This is a genomic window from Pseudonocardia sp. HH130629-09 (genome assembly GCF_001294645.1).
GTDB lineage: Bacteria > Actinomycetota > Actinomycetes > Mycobacteriales > Pseudonocardiaceae > Pseudonocardia.
The window spans coordinates 3,915,877-3,929,958 of the sequence record NZ_CP011868.1 but is presented as its reverse complement, the minus strand read 5'-3'; the positions used below and the strand labels follow the sequence as shown (position 1 = coordinate 3,929,958).

The following is a 14,082-nucleotide window of genomic DNA, read 5'->3' as shown; positions in this document are numbered from 1 at the left end:
CCGACGGAGTCCGGAACGGAGGTCCCTCTGTGTGTCGGTCATGACGATCCTTCCGTCGATCCTCACCCGGCTGAGTGAGGAGTACCCGGGAACGGGCAGCTCAATCGCGTCGGAACGGGTGACACCCGTGACCACGGAGCGCGATCGTGACCCGCCGCCGCGTCGCCGTCGGACGGTCGGGTCAGACCCCGTCCCGGCCCCGTGGCGGGTCGAGCAGGCCGTGGTGCAGGGCCCGCAGCACCGCCCGGGTCCGGTCCCGCGTGCCCAGTTTCAGCAGCACGCTGGACACGTGGTTCTTCACCGTGCCCTCCGCCAGCACGAGGACCTGCGCGATCTCACGGTTGCTGTGCCCGGCGGCGAGCAGCCGCAGCACCTCGACCTCGCGGGCCGACAGGTCCTGCGGGCCGACGCCGGAGCCGTCGTCGGCCGGGGGCGGGCCGTCGCGCACCGCGCGCAGCAACCGGTCGGTGACGGCCGGGCTGATCAGGGTGCCTCCGTCGGCGAGGGTCCGCACCGCGCCGACGAGCTGGTCGAGGGTCACGTCCTTGAGCAGGTAGCCGCGGGCCCCGGCGCGCAGCGCGGACAGGACCAGCTCGTCGTCGTCGAAGGTGGTGAGGACGAGCACCGGCACGTCGAGCCCGCGCGAGCGCAGCTCGGTCAGCGCCCACAGCCCGTCGTGACGGGGCATGCGCAGGTCCAGCAGCAGCACGTCCGGGTCGTGCTCGACGACGGCGGCCACCCCCTCCGCACCGTCCCCGGCCTCGGCGACGACCTCGACCCCGTCGGCCAGGCCGAGCAGCCCGCGGATGCCGTGCCGAACCAGGGTCTGGTCGTCGACGAGCACCACGCGCACCGGCCGGCCACCGGGCGTCGTCGGCCCGGTCACGGCAGCACTGCCGTGACGACGAACCCGCGCGGTGCGGCGGGGCCCCAGTCGACCGACCCGCCGAACGCCTCGGCCCGTTCGGCCAGGCCGCGCAGCCCGTTCCCGGGGACCACGTCGGCGGCGGGACCGCGGCCGTCGTCGCGGGCGGACAGCCGCAGGCCGCCGCCGGGGACGGGGGACAGGTCGATCCACACGATGTCCGCGTCGCCGTGCCGGATGGCGTTGGTGAGGATCTCCTGCACGCAGCGGACCACCGCGAGCGTCCGCTCCTCGTCGGCGGCGACCCCGTCGGCGACGCGCACGTGCACCACCGGGCGGGGCAGCTGCCCGGCGACCCTCTCCAGGGTGGCCGCCAGGTCGGGGGCGCGGCCGCGCAGCTGCCCGACGGTCGTGCGGACGTCGGTGAGCAGGTCACCGGCCAGCGCACGGGCCCGCGCGACGTGCCCGCCCGGGTCGTCGCCGCTGTGCGTCGCGATCTCCAGCTCCAGGGCGAGCGCGGTGAGCTGGTGCCCGACGAGGTCGTGCAGCTCCCGGGAGATCCGCAGCCGCTCCTGGGCCCGGCTGGTCTCGGCGAGCGCGGCGCCCGCGGCCGCGAGCTCGGCGTGCGCGGCGGCGAGGCGTCGTCGCGACGCCTCCTCCCGGTGCAGCGCCACGATGAGCAGCACCGAGGCGCTCTGCAGCAGCAGGTAGATCGCGCCGGTGACCGCCGCGACCTGCACCGACCCGCCCGCGACCAGCGCCGCCGCGGCGGCGACCCCGACGTTGCCGACGACGATCGCGGCGGTCGCCGGGCCCCGCAGGTGGTAGGTGGAGACGGACGCGGTGACGACCAGGAAGATCGGCAGCCAGCCGAAGTGCGCGCCGAGCAGGACCAGCGCCGACGAGGCGAGCACCATCAGCGCGAGCAGCGCTCGGACCGCGACCGGCCCGACGACCTCGTCCAGCCAGCCCCCCACCACCAGCGCGAGGAGAAACGCGGCGTAGGCGGCCCACCACAGCCACGGCGGGCCGAGGGGGCTCGCGACTCCGGCTGCCTGCTCCAGCGCCACCGGGACGGCGAGGATGCCGCACAGCACGCTCATGATGAGTCCGGCCACGACGTTCGGGTCGATCCGGCGCACGTCGGACACGGTAGGGCACGGTGCGGCGCGGGCACCGGTGCCGGAAGTCATGGTCCGGGGTCACGACGTCCGGCACTGACCCCGGCGCCGGTCCGGCCGCCACCGTGGACGGCATGGATGCGATCGAGGTGCACCGGCTGCACAAGCGCTACGGCGACACGGTGGCCGCCGACGGGGTCGACCTGTCGGTGCCCGAGGGGTCGGTCGTCGGGCTGCTCGGACCCAACGGAGCCGGCAAGACGACGACCGTCGAGTGCGTCGCGGGGCTGCGCGCCCCCGACTCCGGCACGGTGCGGGTGCTCGGGCTGGACCCGCGCCGGGACCGGCGTGCCGTCCGCGCGGTCCTGGGGGTGCAGCTGCAGGAGGCCGCCCTGCACGACATGCTCACGGCCACCGAGCTGGTGCACCTGCACCGGTCCCTGCACCGCACCGGGCGGGAGCCGGCGGAGCTGCTCGAGGCGGTCGGGCTGTCCGCGCAGGCCGGGACCCGGTTCGACCGGCTCTCCGGCGGCCAGGCCCAGCGCCTGTCGGTGGCGCTCGCGCTGGTCGGGGCACCCCGGGTGGTGGTCCTCGACGAGCTGACCACCGGTCTGGACCCGGCGTCCCGGGAGACCGTGCTCGACCTGGTGCGCGACCTCGCCGCCGACGGTGTCGCGGTACTGCTGGTCAGCCACCGGATGGACGAGGTCGAACGGCTCTGCGACCGGGTCCTGCTGCTCGACGCGGGCCGGGTCGTCGCCGACGCGACCCCGGCCGGGCTCGTCGCGGCCGCCGGGCTCGGGGAGTACGTCCGGTTCCGGACCGACGCCGGGTTCGACCGGGCCGGGCTGCTCGCCCTGCCCGGTGTCACGGAGGTGTCCCGGGTCGGGCACGACGTCACCGTGACCGGCGGAGGCGGGCTGCTGGGCCCGGTCGGGGCCGAGCTCGTCCGGCAGGGCGTCGTCGCCACCGGGCTGCGTGCCGAGCGCCCCGGCCTCGACGAGGCGTTCCTGGCGCTCACCGGGCACCGGGGCCGCGAGGACCGCCCGGCGACGGCGGGGGAGGTGGCGGCGTGAGCGCCCCGGTCCGGTCCGGGCTGCCGCTCGCCGGGTGGCGGGCACTCGTCGCCGCGGAGCTCAGGATGGTCGCCCGGGACACCGCGGGCCTGGTGGTCCCGCTGGTGCTGCCGCTACTGATCCTGGTGATGGTCGGCGCGACGGCGCCGGAGCTGCCCCCGGACGTCCTCGGCGACCGCTCGGTGGTGGAGGTCGTCGGGCTGCCGATCGCGATCGCCACGGTGCTCGCCCTGGTCGGCATGGTGAACGTGCCGAGCTTCGTGGCGGCCTACCGGCGCAGCGGGGTGCTGCGCCGCCTCGGGGTCACCCCGGCGGGCCCGGTGCCGGTGCTGGTGGCGCAGGCGGTGGTCGGGGTCGTGCAGGTCGCGGCCGGTGTCGGCGTCGCGCTGGCGGTCGCGGTGCCGGTGTTCGGCGCGCGGATGCCCGCCGCGCCGTGGGCGGCGCTGGGCGGGCTGGTCCTGGCTACGGCGGCGTTCTTCGCGGTGGGGGCGCTGGTCGCGGCGCTGGCCCCGACGGCGAACGCGGCCGTCGCGGCCGGGGTCATGCTGTTCTTCGGCACCGGGCTGCTCGGCGGCATGTTCGGCGACCCGCGGAGCCTGCCCGGCCCGCTCGCCGAGATCGGCCGGACCCTGCCCTACGGCGCGACGTCGGAGCTGCTCGGGACGGCGTGGCGCGGGGTCCCACCGGACACCGGAGCCGTCGTCGGGCTGGTCGTCGCGGTGCTGGTCGGTGCGGTGGGCGCGGTCCGGTTGTTCCGCTGGGACCGCTGACGACCTGCGCGTTCGGTCCGCGGGACCGAACGGGGCGCCGATCTTCGGTCCCGACGACCGAGGAATCGCGGGCCGATCTCCCTACCGTCTGCTCACAACGTTCCGTCAGAGCCGACGCGAGGAGGAACCCGATGCGGACCTACGCACTGTCCGAACCGGTGAACGGTGAACACACCTGGCACGACGGCAAGCGCTACGCCTGGCTGCTGGGCCTGCTGGTCCCGGTCCTGCCGTTCCTCGCGATCGGGCTGCACCTGGCCACCGGCTGGTCGGTGGCGCTGTGGCTGGGTCCGATCGTCGTGCTCGGCATCGTCCCGACGATCGACCTGTTCGCGGGCAAGGACCCGACGAACCCGCCGGACGAGGTGATGGAGGAGCTGGAGGAGGACCGCTACTACCGCTGGGTCACCTACGCCTACCTCCCGCTGCAGTACGCGGGCCTGTTCGCGGGCATGTTCTACATCGCCACCGCGGGGGCGCCGGTCGTCGGCAACGTCGGTTTGGCGGTCACGCTCGGCACCGTCGCCGGCGTCGCCATCAACACCGCCCACGAGCTGGGCCACAAGCGCGAGGACGTGGAGCGCTGGGCAGCGAAGATCGCGCTCGCCCCGGCGTTCTACGGTCACTTCTACGTCGAGCACAACCGCGGCCACCACGTGCGCGTCTCCACCCCGGACGACCCGGCCTCGGCCCGGATGGGCGAGAGCTTCTACCGGTTCTGGCCGCGTACCGTGCTCGGCTCGCTGACCAGCGCCTGGCTCCTGGAGCGCAAGCGCTACGCCCGCCGCGATCGGCACCCGTTCCGGATCGGCAACGACGTCCTCAACGCCTGGCTGATGTCGGTGGTGCTGTGGGGCGCGATCATCGCGCTGTTCGGCTGGGGCGTGCTGCCCTACCTGCTGATCCAGGCCGTCTTCGGGTTCACCCTGCTCGAGCTGGTGAACTACATGGAGCACTACGGGATGCTGCGCCAGAAGGTCGGCCCGCCGGACCGCCGCCGCTACGAGCGCGTGCTGCCCGAGCACTCCTGGAACTCCAACAACATCGCCACCAACGTGCTGCTCTACCACCTGCAGCGCCACTCCGACCACCACGCGAACCCGGTCCGCCGGTTCCAGACGCTGCGCGACTTCCCGGAGGCCCCGGTCCTGCCGACCGGCTACACCGGGATGATGCTGGCCGCCACCGTCCCGCCGGTGTTCCGCCGGCTGATGGACCCGCTGGTGGTGGCCCACTACGACGGCGACCTGCGCTTCGCCAACCTGCAGCCCGGCAAGCGTGACAAGCTCCTCGCCGCGTACCCGCCGCCCGCCGACCCGGCCCCGGTCGCCGACACCGCCGCCGACGTCACCCGCCGGGCCCAGGGCGACGCCGTCACCGCGGCCCGCTGCCCCGGCTGCGGCCACACCTACGAGGTCGCCGCGGGCAACGAGGCCGAGGGCTTCCCGGCGGGCACCCCGTGGTCGCAGATCCCCGACGACTGGTGCTGCCCGGACTGCGGGGTCCGCGAGAAGGTCGACTTCGTCGCCCTCACCACCGAGGAGGTCTGATGCGCATCGTCGCCGACCTCGACGTCTGCCAGGGCATCGGGATGTGCGAGGCCATGGCCGACGGCTGGTTCGAGGTGGGGGAGGACGACGTGGTCGTCGTCCACGACGAGCACCCGCCCGAGTCCGAGCGGGCCCACGTGGACGCCGCCGTCCGCGCCTGCCCCGCCCGCGCACTGGCCCTGGAGAGCTGAGCACCGGGTCACGGCGCCCGCCCGGCACCGGATCCCCGGAGCCGGGCGGGCGCCGCGCTACGGTCGGTCCCGTGTCGCCGGTGACCGCCCTGCTCGCCCGCCTCGCCACCGAGGTCCGCGACGACGTCGAGGCGCTCGGTGCGCGGGTGCTCGTCGAGATCGACGCCGGGCTGCCCGAGCTCGGCCGCGACCCCCGCGTGCGCGAGCTGCTGGTCGCGACCGTGCAGGGATCGCTGGAGGGGGCGCTCGTCGTGCTGACCGGCCGCGCGCCGGACGAGGTCCCGCTGCCCCCGGTCGCCGGGGAGCTCGCCCGCCGACTCGCCCAGCAGGGGGTCCCGGTCACCGTCGTCCTGCGGGCCTACCGGCTGGGCCAGTCGGTGTTCCAACAGGAGCTCATCGCGCGCATCGCCGGGTCCGGGCTGGGGACCACCGAGGTCGGCGACGCCGTCCGGGCGCTCACCGCAGTCGCCTTCGGCTACGTCGACCGGGTCTCCGAGCAGATGGTCGCGGTCCACCAGGCCGAACGCGACGGCTGGGTCCGCCGCCGTGACGCCGCCCGGCTCGCGATGGTCGACGCCGTGCTCGCCGGGCGCGGCGGCAGCGTCACCGAGGTCGAGGCGGCGCTCGGGCACCCGGTCGCGGGGGAGCACCTGGCCGCGGTGCTCTGGGCCGACCCGGACGCCCCCGATCCCGGCCGTGCCCTGGAACGCACCGTCGCCGACCTCGGCGCCGCCCTGGGCTGCCCCCGGGCCCCGCTCGTCGTCGCCCCGGACGCGGTGACCTCCTGGGCCTGGTACCCGGCCGCGGGCGGCCCGGTCACCCTGCCGCCCGGACCGGTGTCGGTCGCGCTCGGCGGTCCCGGCCGCGGCCTCGACGGGTTCCGCGACGCGCACCGCCGGGCCCGCCGGGTCCAGGAGGTGGTCACCGCCGCCGCCCCCGCGGCCCGGCTCCCGGTCACCACCGCCGCCGACCTCGGCCCGCTGCTGCTGCTCGACGCGGGCACCGACCTGCTCGCCGACCGGGTCGCCGAGATCCTCGGCGACCTCGCGATCGACGACGAGCAGCACGCCCGACTCCGCGACACCCTCGCGGCCTACCTGCGCGGCGGCGGCAGCCTCGCCGCCGCGGCGGGCGAGCTGCACCTGCACAAGAACACCGTGCAGTACCGGCTGCGCCGCGCCGAGGAGGTGCGGGGCCGGCCCCTCGGCGACGACCGGCTCGACGTCGAGGTGGCGCTGCTGGCCTGCCGCGTACTCGGGTCGACGGTCCTGCGCCCGCCCGACTGACCGGGTCCCGCCGCCGCCCCGCCGGCCGGCCGTGCGGTGATCCCTTGGCCGCGCGGTGATCCGCTCCGCGCGCGCGTCGAGGCACGCGCGGGGTGCGGATCATGCTGCCCGGGGGAGACGGTGCGCGACGGCGGCGAAGTCGTCCAAGTCGTCCCAGGTCCAGCGCACGACCGTGCGCACCTCGGGTCGGGCCCGCAGGGTGTCCTCGCGTCGCTTCTCCCGGACGACGGTGTCCGCCGCGCCCTCTCCCGGACGCACCGACCGCCCGTACTCGCCCAGGCCCTCGAACTCCCCGACCACCCCGTGGTCCGGCCACCAGAAGTCGACGACGCCGATCCGGTGACCGCGGTCGCCGAGCACGGGGTGCTGCAGTACGGGGGTCGCCACGTGCAGGCGCGTCATCCGGACGCGGCTGCGCGACTCGCCCGGCCCGTCCGCGCGGGCGTCGGCGAACGCGACGACGGCCCGGGCCCGGCCGATCCCGTGGCGTCCGCAGGCGGCGAGCACCGCGTCGCGCAGACGGTCGGGCGTGACCAGATGCCGGTGCAGCGCCGCGTCGGCGACGGCCACGGCGGTCTCGAACGGCGCGGTGCGGGCCACGTCGACGACGGTGCGGGCCACCGACGTCGTCGGGATGCCGTCGACGTCGACGACCTCGCCGTCGGCCAGGGGTGAGGCGTGCACGCGCAGCCGCGGCCCGCCGCGCCCGCCGGACGCGCGGTCCCGGGTGACGTGCACCGTGGTCAGGGGGACGCCCCGGACCGGCAGGCCGTGGCGCACGGCGGCGGAGGGACCGCTGACCACGGCCCCGGGGGCGAGGGTGGGGAACGTCGCCTCCACCAGGGTCGCGTGCCGTGTGGAGGCGAACCGCAGACGCTCGTCGCCGGTCTCCAGGTACACACCCGGACGCAGACCGGTCCAGCGACCGGTGCGCAGGGCGGTGCGGATCTCGGCCTCGGTCGTCCCGAGTCTCAGCAGGTCGCGGCGCAGCAGCGGTTCGTCCACGGTCCCGACCCTGCCCGGAGCCGGCCACCACACCGGGACGGGTTCGCCTCCTGTGGAGCATTCCCAGGATTGTGGACGGGCACCGGTCCCGGTGATCCTCGGTGCACGCGCTGATCCGCTCGGTGTGCGCATCCGGACACGCGCGCGCAGCGGATCACCGCGCGCAAGGCGGATCACCGCGCGCAAGGCGGATCACCGCGCGCAAGGCGGATCACCGCGCGCAAGGCGGATACCGCGCGCCGGGCGGACCAGCGCGTGGACGGGCATCTCCGCGTGTGCGGCGGATCAGCGCAGGTACAGGGCGGTCACCGCAGGTACAGGGCGATCAGCGCGGGTACAGGCGGACCACAGCGGGTGGGCGGAGCGGTGCGCGACCGATGTGCGAGCGGCGTGCGAGCGGCGTGCGAGCGATGTGCGACCGGTGGTCAGAGCCCGCCGGCGAGCACCTCGTGGCCGCGCAGCCGGGGCAACTGCAGCACGACGGCGTCGCGGTCGTCGCGGGTGGGGCGGGCGCAGTGCGGGCAGCGGACCCCGGCGGCGTCGCCGTGGCGGGCGGCGCGGCACAGGGGCACGACGGTGGCCGCAGCGGGTGCCTCGTGAGCAGGCATCGGCGTACCCCCGGACGTCGACGTCGTGTGGTCGGCCCCAGGCTAGCTAGCGCAGTCGGTGTGTCCTCCGTCACCCCACGGCGGCGAGGCGGGCGCGGTAGAGGTCCGCGTGCCGCTCCGCCGCCGCCGACCAGGTGTGTGCGGCGGCCAGTGCCCGCCCGGCGGTCGCGCGCCGCGGGTCGGGGGCGGCCAGCGCGTCGGTGAGTGCCGCGGCGAACCCGGCAGGGTCGTGGGCGAACCGCGCCGCGTCGCCGAAGACCTCGCGCAGCACCGGCAGGTCCCGGGTCACCAGCGGGACCCCGGCCGCCAGTGCCTCCATCGCGGCCAGGCCGAATCCCTCCTTGGCCGACGGGAACGCGAACGCCGCCGCGCCGCCCATGAGACCGGGGAGCGCGTCGTCGTCGACGGGGCCGAGGATCTCCGGGACGACGCCCAGCTCCTCGGCCCGGGCGAGCACCCGGGACCGGTAGTCGCGGTAGTCGAACAGCGTCTCGCCGCCGCCGATCACCAGGCGGGTCCCCGGGCCGAGCAGCGCCATCGCCTCGACCAGATCGGCGGTGCCCTTGCGCGGTTCGATCCCGCCGACCGAGAGCACGTAGCGACCGAACCGGTCCCGCCACGGCGAGCCGGCGCCGATGTCGGCGGCCCTGGCGAAGCGGGCGGCGTCGACGCCGTTGCCGATCACGGTCGCCTCCCGGCCCCAGCCGGCGCGCACCTCGGCGGCGACGGCCCGGGAGACGCACACCAGCGCCGCCGGTCCGACCAGGGCGCGTTCGTGGCAGGCGGCCAGCTCGGGGGTGCTGAACTCGTCGAGGTGGTGCACGGTGCGCAGCAGCGAGCCGTAGCCGTGCGCGCGGCCCTCGGCGTTGGCGGACAGGCAGTCCTGGGCGTGCCGCACGTCCACGGGCGGGGCCTCGGCCAACCCGGCGGCCAGGAGGTCGATCGAGCGGAGGATGCGGGCGCCGACGGTCTCGCCGTCGGCCTCGGGCACCTCGACCAGGTGCACCGCGACGCGGGGGTCCACGGCCCGGAAGAAGCCGGTGTCCCCGCCCCGGGCCAGTGAGAACACCGCGACGTCGTGCCCGGCGGCGGCGAGCGCCTCGGCCAGCGCGAGGGTGTGCACGACCCCGCCGCGCGGCTTGGTGGAGTAGGTGGACAGCCGGATCCGCACCGCTCAGCCCCGGTAGAGGTCGGGTCGGCGTTCCTTGAGGTGGTACAGCACCGCGCGGGCGGAGCCGATCATCTCGGCGGGTTCGACGTCGGCGACGGCGAGCCCGCCCTTGGACCAGGTGCGGGCCAGGATGTCCCCGCCCGGCCCGACGACCTTCGCCCGGCCCAGGAAGTGCAGCGAGCCGTTGCGCCCGCTCTGGTTCGCCGAGAGCAGCAGCACCTGGTTCTCCGCGGCGCGGGTCTGGTCGTACAGGTCGAACAGTCGGGCCTGGCGGTCCTGCGCCATCCGGGGCGCCCGGTTGGTCAGCGAGGTCGGCCAGGCCGACAGGCAGGCCAGCAGCTGCGCGCCGTCGAGCGCCAGGGAGCGGGCCGACTCGGGGAAGGTCTTGTCGTGGTCGATGAGCATCCCCATCCGGCCGGCGGGGGTGTCGAACGCGGTGAACCCGTCCCCGGCGGCGAACAGCCCGGCCACACCCGCGGGCTGGTGCACCTTCCGGTGCCTGCCGAGCACGCCGTCGCCGGTCAGGCAGACCGCGGAGTTCCAGCGGACCCCCGGCCCGGGTCCGGCCTCGCAGAACCCGACGCACACCACCATCTCCCTGGCGAGCGCGGCGACCGCGCGCACCTCGGGGCCGTCCGGGTCGAGCTCGGGCGGCAGCACCGCGTCGTCGGCCGGGTCGGGGCTGCGCAGGTCGTGCACATAGCCACCGAGCGCGCCGTCGGGCAGCACCAGCACACTCACGCCCTGCTCCCGGGCGTGCGCGACGATCACGCCGATCCGCTCCAGGTCGAACGCGACGTCCCGGGTGAAGTTCGCGGCCGCCGCGGCGACACGCACCTCACACCCCCGCGCGGACCGGACCCGGTCCGTAGGCCGCCGGACGGCGGTCACGCAGGTGCCCCATCACGCGGCGGGCGGCGTCCACGGACTGGTCGACGTCGACGGTCGCTACGGCCAGACCGGCCTCGCTGCCGGTCGTCGCCAGTACCTCGCCTCCCGGGTCGACGATCTTCGCGCTCGCCACCAGCTGCATGTCGCCGAAGGTACCGGCCTGGTTCGCCGAGACCCAGACGATCTGGTTCTCCAGCGCCCGGGAGCGGTCGTGCAGGTCGAAGCGGCGGGCCCACCGGTCGTCGGCGAGCACCGGGGCCCGGTTCGTCCGCGACGCCGGCCACGCCGACAGGCACAGCACGGTCCGGGCGCCGTCGTCGGCCAGCGCGCGGGCCGCCTCCGGGAACGCCTTATCGTAGCAGATCATCATGCCGGTGCGGCCGTACGGCGTGTCGAACGCGGCGAACCGGTCACCGGCGGCGTAGCTGGAGTTCTCGTTGATCGGCTGGTGCACCTTGCGGTGCCGGCCGAGCACCCCGTCACCGGTGACGGCGACGCAGGAGTTGTAGGGCAGCCCGCCGGACGCGTCGTCCCCGATCTCGCAGTACCCGGCCGCGACGACCATGTCCCCGGCCAGCGCGGCCAGCCGCCGGATCTCCGGCCCGTCCGGGTCCAGCTGCGGGGGCCGGTCGGCCGGGGTGCCGGGCACGTCGTGCAGCGACGACAGGTAGCCGCCCATCGCCGCCTCGGGCAGCGCGAGCACCTGCACCCCGGCCGCGCGGGCGCGGGCGATCGTGGCGGCGATCCGGTCGAAGTCCTCGTCGAGGTCACGGACGAAGCCCTGCGCGGCGGCACCGAAGGTCGTGGGCGTCATCGGGTCTCCTCAGGGTGGGGGACGGGGGTGCCGGCGCGGCCCATGCCGGTGACGCTCGCGGCGACGGCCTCGGTCTCCTCGCCGTCCGGCCAGCGCAGCCGGACCCCGGCACCGGGGACGAGCTCACCGCACTCGGCGGAGACCGCGGGACCGGCGTCGGGGGCGGGGGCGCCGGGGTCGTCCGCGGTGAGCAGACCGAACCCGGGGAAGCAGGTGAACCAGTCGCCCGCGGTGGCACCGTCGGGGCGGGGGACGGCGGCGACATCGAGCACGGCGCCGACCCCGGAGGCCTCGGCGAGCATGCCGAGGGTCCCGGCGAGCCCGGCCATCGACACGTCCTTCGCGGCCGCCGGGCGGTGCGGTGCGTCCGGGCCGATGGCGCCGACGGCCGCGGCGAGCTCGGCGCGGGTGCGCGACGTGGTCGAGTCCCACTGGCGTCCGGCGTAGCCGGGTCGCCAGCCGCCGCCGAGGTCGGTGGTGAGCCGCACCCGGTGCCCGGCACGCCCGCCACCGGCGGGGACGGGCCGGTCGGTGCGCCCGAGCGCGGTCAGCGACAGCGACGCGGGCACGTCGAGCTGGGTGTGCCCGCCGAGCAGCGGGACGCCGTAGGCGGCGGCCGCGTCGCGCACACCGCTGAGCACGCGGTGGGCGAAGGAGGCGTCCCGGGCGCCGACGGCGTCGAGCAGCCCGACGGGGGCGGCGCCCATCGCCGCGAGGTCGTTGACGTTGACCAGCACCCCGGCCCAGCCCGCCCACTCCGGGTCGCGCTCGACCATGGCGGGCACGATCGCGTCGCAGCAGGCGATCAGGTCGCTGCCCGGGACGGGGGCGCCGTCGTCGCCGACGAACCCGGCCGGTCCGAGCCCGCCGAGCAGCGCCCCCAGCGGGGCCTTGGTCGCGACGACGAGATCCTGGACGCGGGTCACCGGCCACCGCATCGTGACGTGCGGGGCCCCGGCAACCACGCTGTCGCGCACCCGGGTCCAGCCGAGCCGCTCGAACAGGACCGCGCCCGCGGCCTGCACGTCGGCGTCGAAGCGCAGGGCACCCGCGGCCTCGGCGCGCGCGCACGCGGCGCGGACCAGCGCGGCGCCGACGCGGACTCCGGCGCGACGGCGCGCGGCGGGGGCCACCACCAGCCTGCTGCCGGTCCACCACCCGATGTCGGGGTGGGCCGCCCGGGTCGGGCCGAGGCGCACCCCGCCGAGCAGGGTCCCGTCGGCGTCGTGGGCGAGCAGGACGACGACCCGGCCGTCGGCGTCGTGGTCGTCGAGGTCGGCGGTGGGCCGGTCGGGGAACAGGCCCTGTTCGACGCAGAACACCGCGCGGCGCAGCGCCCGGTACGCGGCGACGCCGGGGTCGCGTGCATCGTCGGCGCGGACCTCACGGATCGTGATCGCGGGCGGGTCGCCCGCACCGGTCGGGCGGCCGCCGAGCAGCTCGTCGGCGATCCAGCGCGGTGCCGGGGTCAGGTGCCGGGGTGTCCCGGTCACGAAGCGGGGGCGCGGGTCGGTGGTGCTCATGCTCAGCCCCCCGCCGCCGACAGGGCGCTGCACGCCCCGCATGCCGCACAGCCCGCGGCCTGGTCGGCGCCGCGCATCCCGGCGGCGCGGAGCACCGCGGCGACCCGCTCGGTGACGTCGGCGAGCAGGTCCGGGTCGGGTGCGGGCACCCCGTCGGCGAACGCGAGGGTGCCGGGCAGCGGCCGGTAGGGGACGACGAACGGATACACCCCGGCCGCGACCAGCTCCGCGGCGCCGGTGACGAGCTCGTCCGGGTCCTCACCGAGACCGACGATCAGGTAGGTCGACACCGAGTTCGGGCCGAACACACGCACGGCCTCGTTCCAGGCCGCCCAGTACTGGGACAGCGGGACCGTGGCCTTGCCGGGCATCCAGCGGCGGCGGACGTCGTCGTCGAGGGACTCGACGTGGATGCCGATCGCGTCGGCGCCCGCGGCGGCCAGCTCGGCGACAACGCCGAGGTCGTCGGGGGCGGGCGGCTCGCACTGGACCTGGATCGGCAGGGCGGCGACGCGCTCGCGGATCGCGCGCACGCAGCGCAGCAGGTGCCGGGCTCCGCGGTCGCGGCCGTTCGAGGTGCCGGTGGTCAGCACCATCTGACGCACCCCGTCCAGGCGGACCGCGGCCTCGGCGACCTCGGCGAGCTGGTCGGGGGTCTTCACCGCCGTCGTCGCGCCGGAGGCCAGGGACTGCTCGATCGCGCAGAACCGGCAGCGGTCGGCCTCGCCGTAGCGCACGCAGGTCTGCACCACCGTCGAGGCGAGCACGTCGTTGCCGTGCAGGCGGGCGATCTTCTCGTAGGACACGCCGTCGGCGGTGGTGAGGTCGTAGAACGCCGGCCGGGCGACGGTGTCGACGGCGACGCCCATGTCGGTCACGCCCCCGCCGGGCTCGCGGCGCAGCAGCCGTCCGTCCCGCAGCCGGTACGGGGAGTCGGCGACGATCGGGACCGTGGTCGCCAGCCCGTCGACGAGCACGTGCCCGTCCGCGGACGGTCCCGCCCCGCCGGGGCGGCGCAGCGGGATGACCGAGCCGAGGTCGGTCACGCCGGAGGGTCGGTCCGGCCGGGTGCCGGTGTCAGCGCCGGAGCCGGAGCCGGTGTCGGTGCCGGTGTCGGGGTCGAGCCCCACGCCGCGGACGGCGAGCTCGGCGCGGGCCCGCAGACCGGGCTCGGTACGGGACGGTGCGGACATGCGGCGGACCTCCGTGGA

General features: G+C 76.2%; 14 protein-coding genes. 5 read left to right on the top strand and 9 right to left on the bottom strand.

The features are described from left to right. Positions 1 to 181: 181 nt before the first annotated feature. Entirely contained in the window at positions 182 to 886 is a 705-nt protein-coding gene (locus XF36_RS18060; RefSeq protein ID WP_238588947.1) for a response regulator, read from the bottom strand. Continuing rightward, positions 883 to 2,016, bottom strand: a complete 1,134-nt coding sequence (locus XF36_RS18055; protein ID WP_145981411.1) for a sensor histidine kinase — start codon at positions 2,014 to 2,016, stop codon at positions 883 to 885. The genes XF36_RS18060 and XF36_RS18055 overlap by 4 nt, the downstream gene beginning before the upstream one ends. Before the next feature lie 104 nt (positions 2,017 to 2,120). Here XF36_RS18055 and XF36_RS18050 point away from each other — a divergent pair, with 104 nt between their 5' ends. The 5 genes from XF36_RS18050 to XF36_RS18030 all read left to right on the top strand — a co-directional run bounded on the left by XF36_RS18050 (position 2,121) and on the right by XF36_RS18030 (position 6,859). Then, on the top strand, positions 2,121 to 3,062 hold the full coding sequence (locus tag XF36_RS18050; RefSeq protein WP_060714798.1) for an ABC transporter ATP-binding protein: 942 nt from the start codon (positions 2,121 to 2,123) through the stop codon (positions 3,060 to 3,062). Beyond that, the gene (locus XF36_RS18045) at positions 3,059 to 3,832 is read left to right on the top strand and encodes an ABC transporter permease (protein WP_060712879.1); all 774 of its coding nucleotides are present in this window, start codon (positions 3,059 to 3,061) and stop codon (positions 3,830 to 3,832) included. Before XF36_RS18050 ends, XF36_RS18045 begins: the two co-directional genes overlap by 4 nt. A gap of 131 nt (positions 3,833 to 3,963) precedes the next feature. After that, positions 3,964 to 5,382, top strand: coding sequence for a fatty acid desaturase (locus XF36_RS18040; RefSeq protein WP_060712878.1), 1,419 nt, complete (start codon positions 3,964 to 3,966; stop codon positions 5,380 to 5,382). Then, entirely contained in the window at positions 5,382 to 5,573 is a 192-nt protein-coding gene (locus XF36_RS18035) for a ferredoxin (RefSeq protein ID WP_060712877.1), read from the top strand. The genes XF36_RS18040 and XF36_RS18035 overlap by 1 nt, the downstream gene beginning before the upstream one ends. A 71-nt stretch (positions 5,574 to 5,644) precedes the next feature. Continuing rightward, positions 5,645 to 6,859, top strand: coding sequence for a PucR family transcriptional regulator (locus XF36_RS18030; RefSeq protein WP_060712876.1), 1,215 nt, complete (start codon positions 5,645 to 5,647; stop codon positions 6,857 to 6,859). A gap of 99 nt (positions 6,860 to 6,958) precedes the next feature. Here the strand turns inward: XF36_RS18030 and XF36_RS18025 are convergent, their stop codons facing one another. The 7 genes from XF36_RS18025 to XF36_RS17995 form a co-directional block, all read right to left on the bottom strand. After that, complete coding sequence (locus XF36_RS18025; RefSeq protein WP_060714797.1) at positions 6,959 to 7,864, bottom strand: hypothetical protein; 906 nt, start codon at positions 7,862 to 7,864, stop codon at positions 6,959 to 6,961. Positions 7,865 to 8,289: 425 nt separating this feature from the next. Next, complete coding sequence (locus XF36_RS18020) at positions 8,290 to 8,472, bottom strand: hypothetical protein (RefSeq protein ID WP_060712875.1); 183 nt, start codon at positions 8,470 to 8,472, stop codon at positions 8,290 to 8,292. A 70-nt stretch (positions 8,473 to 8,542) separates the two neighbouring features. Continuing rightward, on the bottom strand, positions 8,543 to 9,643 hold the full coding sequence (locus XF36_RS18015) for an MSMEG_0565 family glycosyltransferase (protein WP_060712874.1): 1,101 nt from the start codon (positions 9,641 to 9,643) through the stop codon (positions 8,543 to 8,545). 3 nt (positions 9,644 to 9,646) lie between these two features. Continuing rightward, the gene (locus tag XF36_RS18010; RefSeq protein WP_060714796.1) at positions 9,647 to 10,480 is read right to left on the bottom strand and encodes a carbon-nitrogen hydrolase family protein; all 834 of its coding nucleotides are present in this window, start codon (positions 10,478 to 10,480) and stop codon (positions 9,647 to 9,649) included. Position 10,481: 1 nt separating this feature from the next. After that, positions 10,482 to 11,348, bottom strand: coding sequence for a carbon-nitrogen hydrolase family protein (locus tag XF36_RS18005; RefSeq protein WP_020623658.1), 867 nt, complete (start codon positions 11,346 to 11,348; stop codon positions 10,482 to 10,484). Then, positions 11,345 to 12,871 (bottom strand): MSMEG_0567/sll0787 family protein, encoded by a 1,527-nt coding sequence (locus XF36_RS18000; protein ID WP_082375863.1) that lies wholly within the window; start codon positions 12,869 to 12,871, stop codon positions 11,345 to 11,347. Before XF36_RS18000 ends, XF36_RS18005 begins: the two co-directional genes overlap by 4 nt. Before the next feature lie 2 nt (positions 12,872 to 12,873). After that, positions 12,874 to 14,064: an MSMEG_0568 family radical SAM protein gene (locus tag XF36_RS17995; RefSeq protein WP_082375862.1), complete on the bottom strand. Its 1,191-nt coding sequence runs from the start codon at positions 14,062 to 14,064 to the stop codon at positions 12,874 to 12,876. Between the last annotated feature and the right edge of the window lie 18 nt (positions 14,065 to 14,082).

Coding starts and splice junctions, on each gene's coding strand:
- XF36_RS18040 (WP_060712878.1), top strand. CDS start 3,964: ATGCGGACCTACGCACTGTCCGAACCGGTGAACGGTGAACACACCTGG.
- XF36_RS17995 (WP_082375862.1), bottom strand. CDS start 14,064: ATGTCCGCACCGTCCCGTACCGAGCCCGGTCTGCGGGCCCGCGCCGAG.
- XF36_RS18005 (WP_020623658.1), bottom strand. CDS start 11,348: ATGACGCCCACGACCTTCGGTGCCGCCGCGCAGGGCTTCGTCCGTGAC.
- XF36_RS18000 (WP_082375863.1), bottom strand. CDS start 12,871: ATGAGCACCACCGACCCGCGCCCCCGCTTCGTGACCGGGACACCCCGG.
- XF36_RS18020 (WP_060712875.1), bottom strand. CDS start 8,472: ATGCCTGCTCACGAGGCACCCGCTGCGGCCACCGTCGTGCCCCTGTGC.
- XF36_RS18050 (WP_060714798.1), top strand. CDS start 2,121: ATGGATGCGATCGAGGTGCACCGGCTGCACAAGCGCTACGGCGACACG.
- XF36_RS18035 (WP_060712877.1), top strand. CDS start 5,382: ATGCGCATCGTCGCCGACCTCGACGTCTGCCAGGGCATCGGGATGTGC.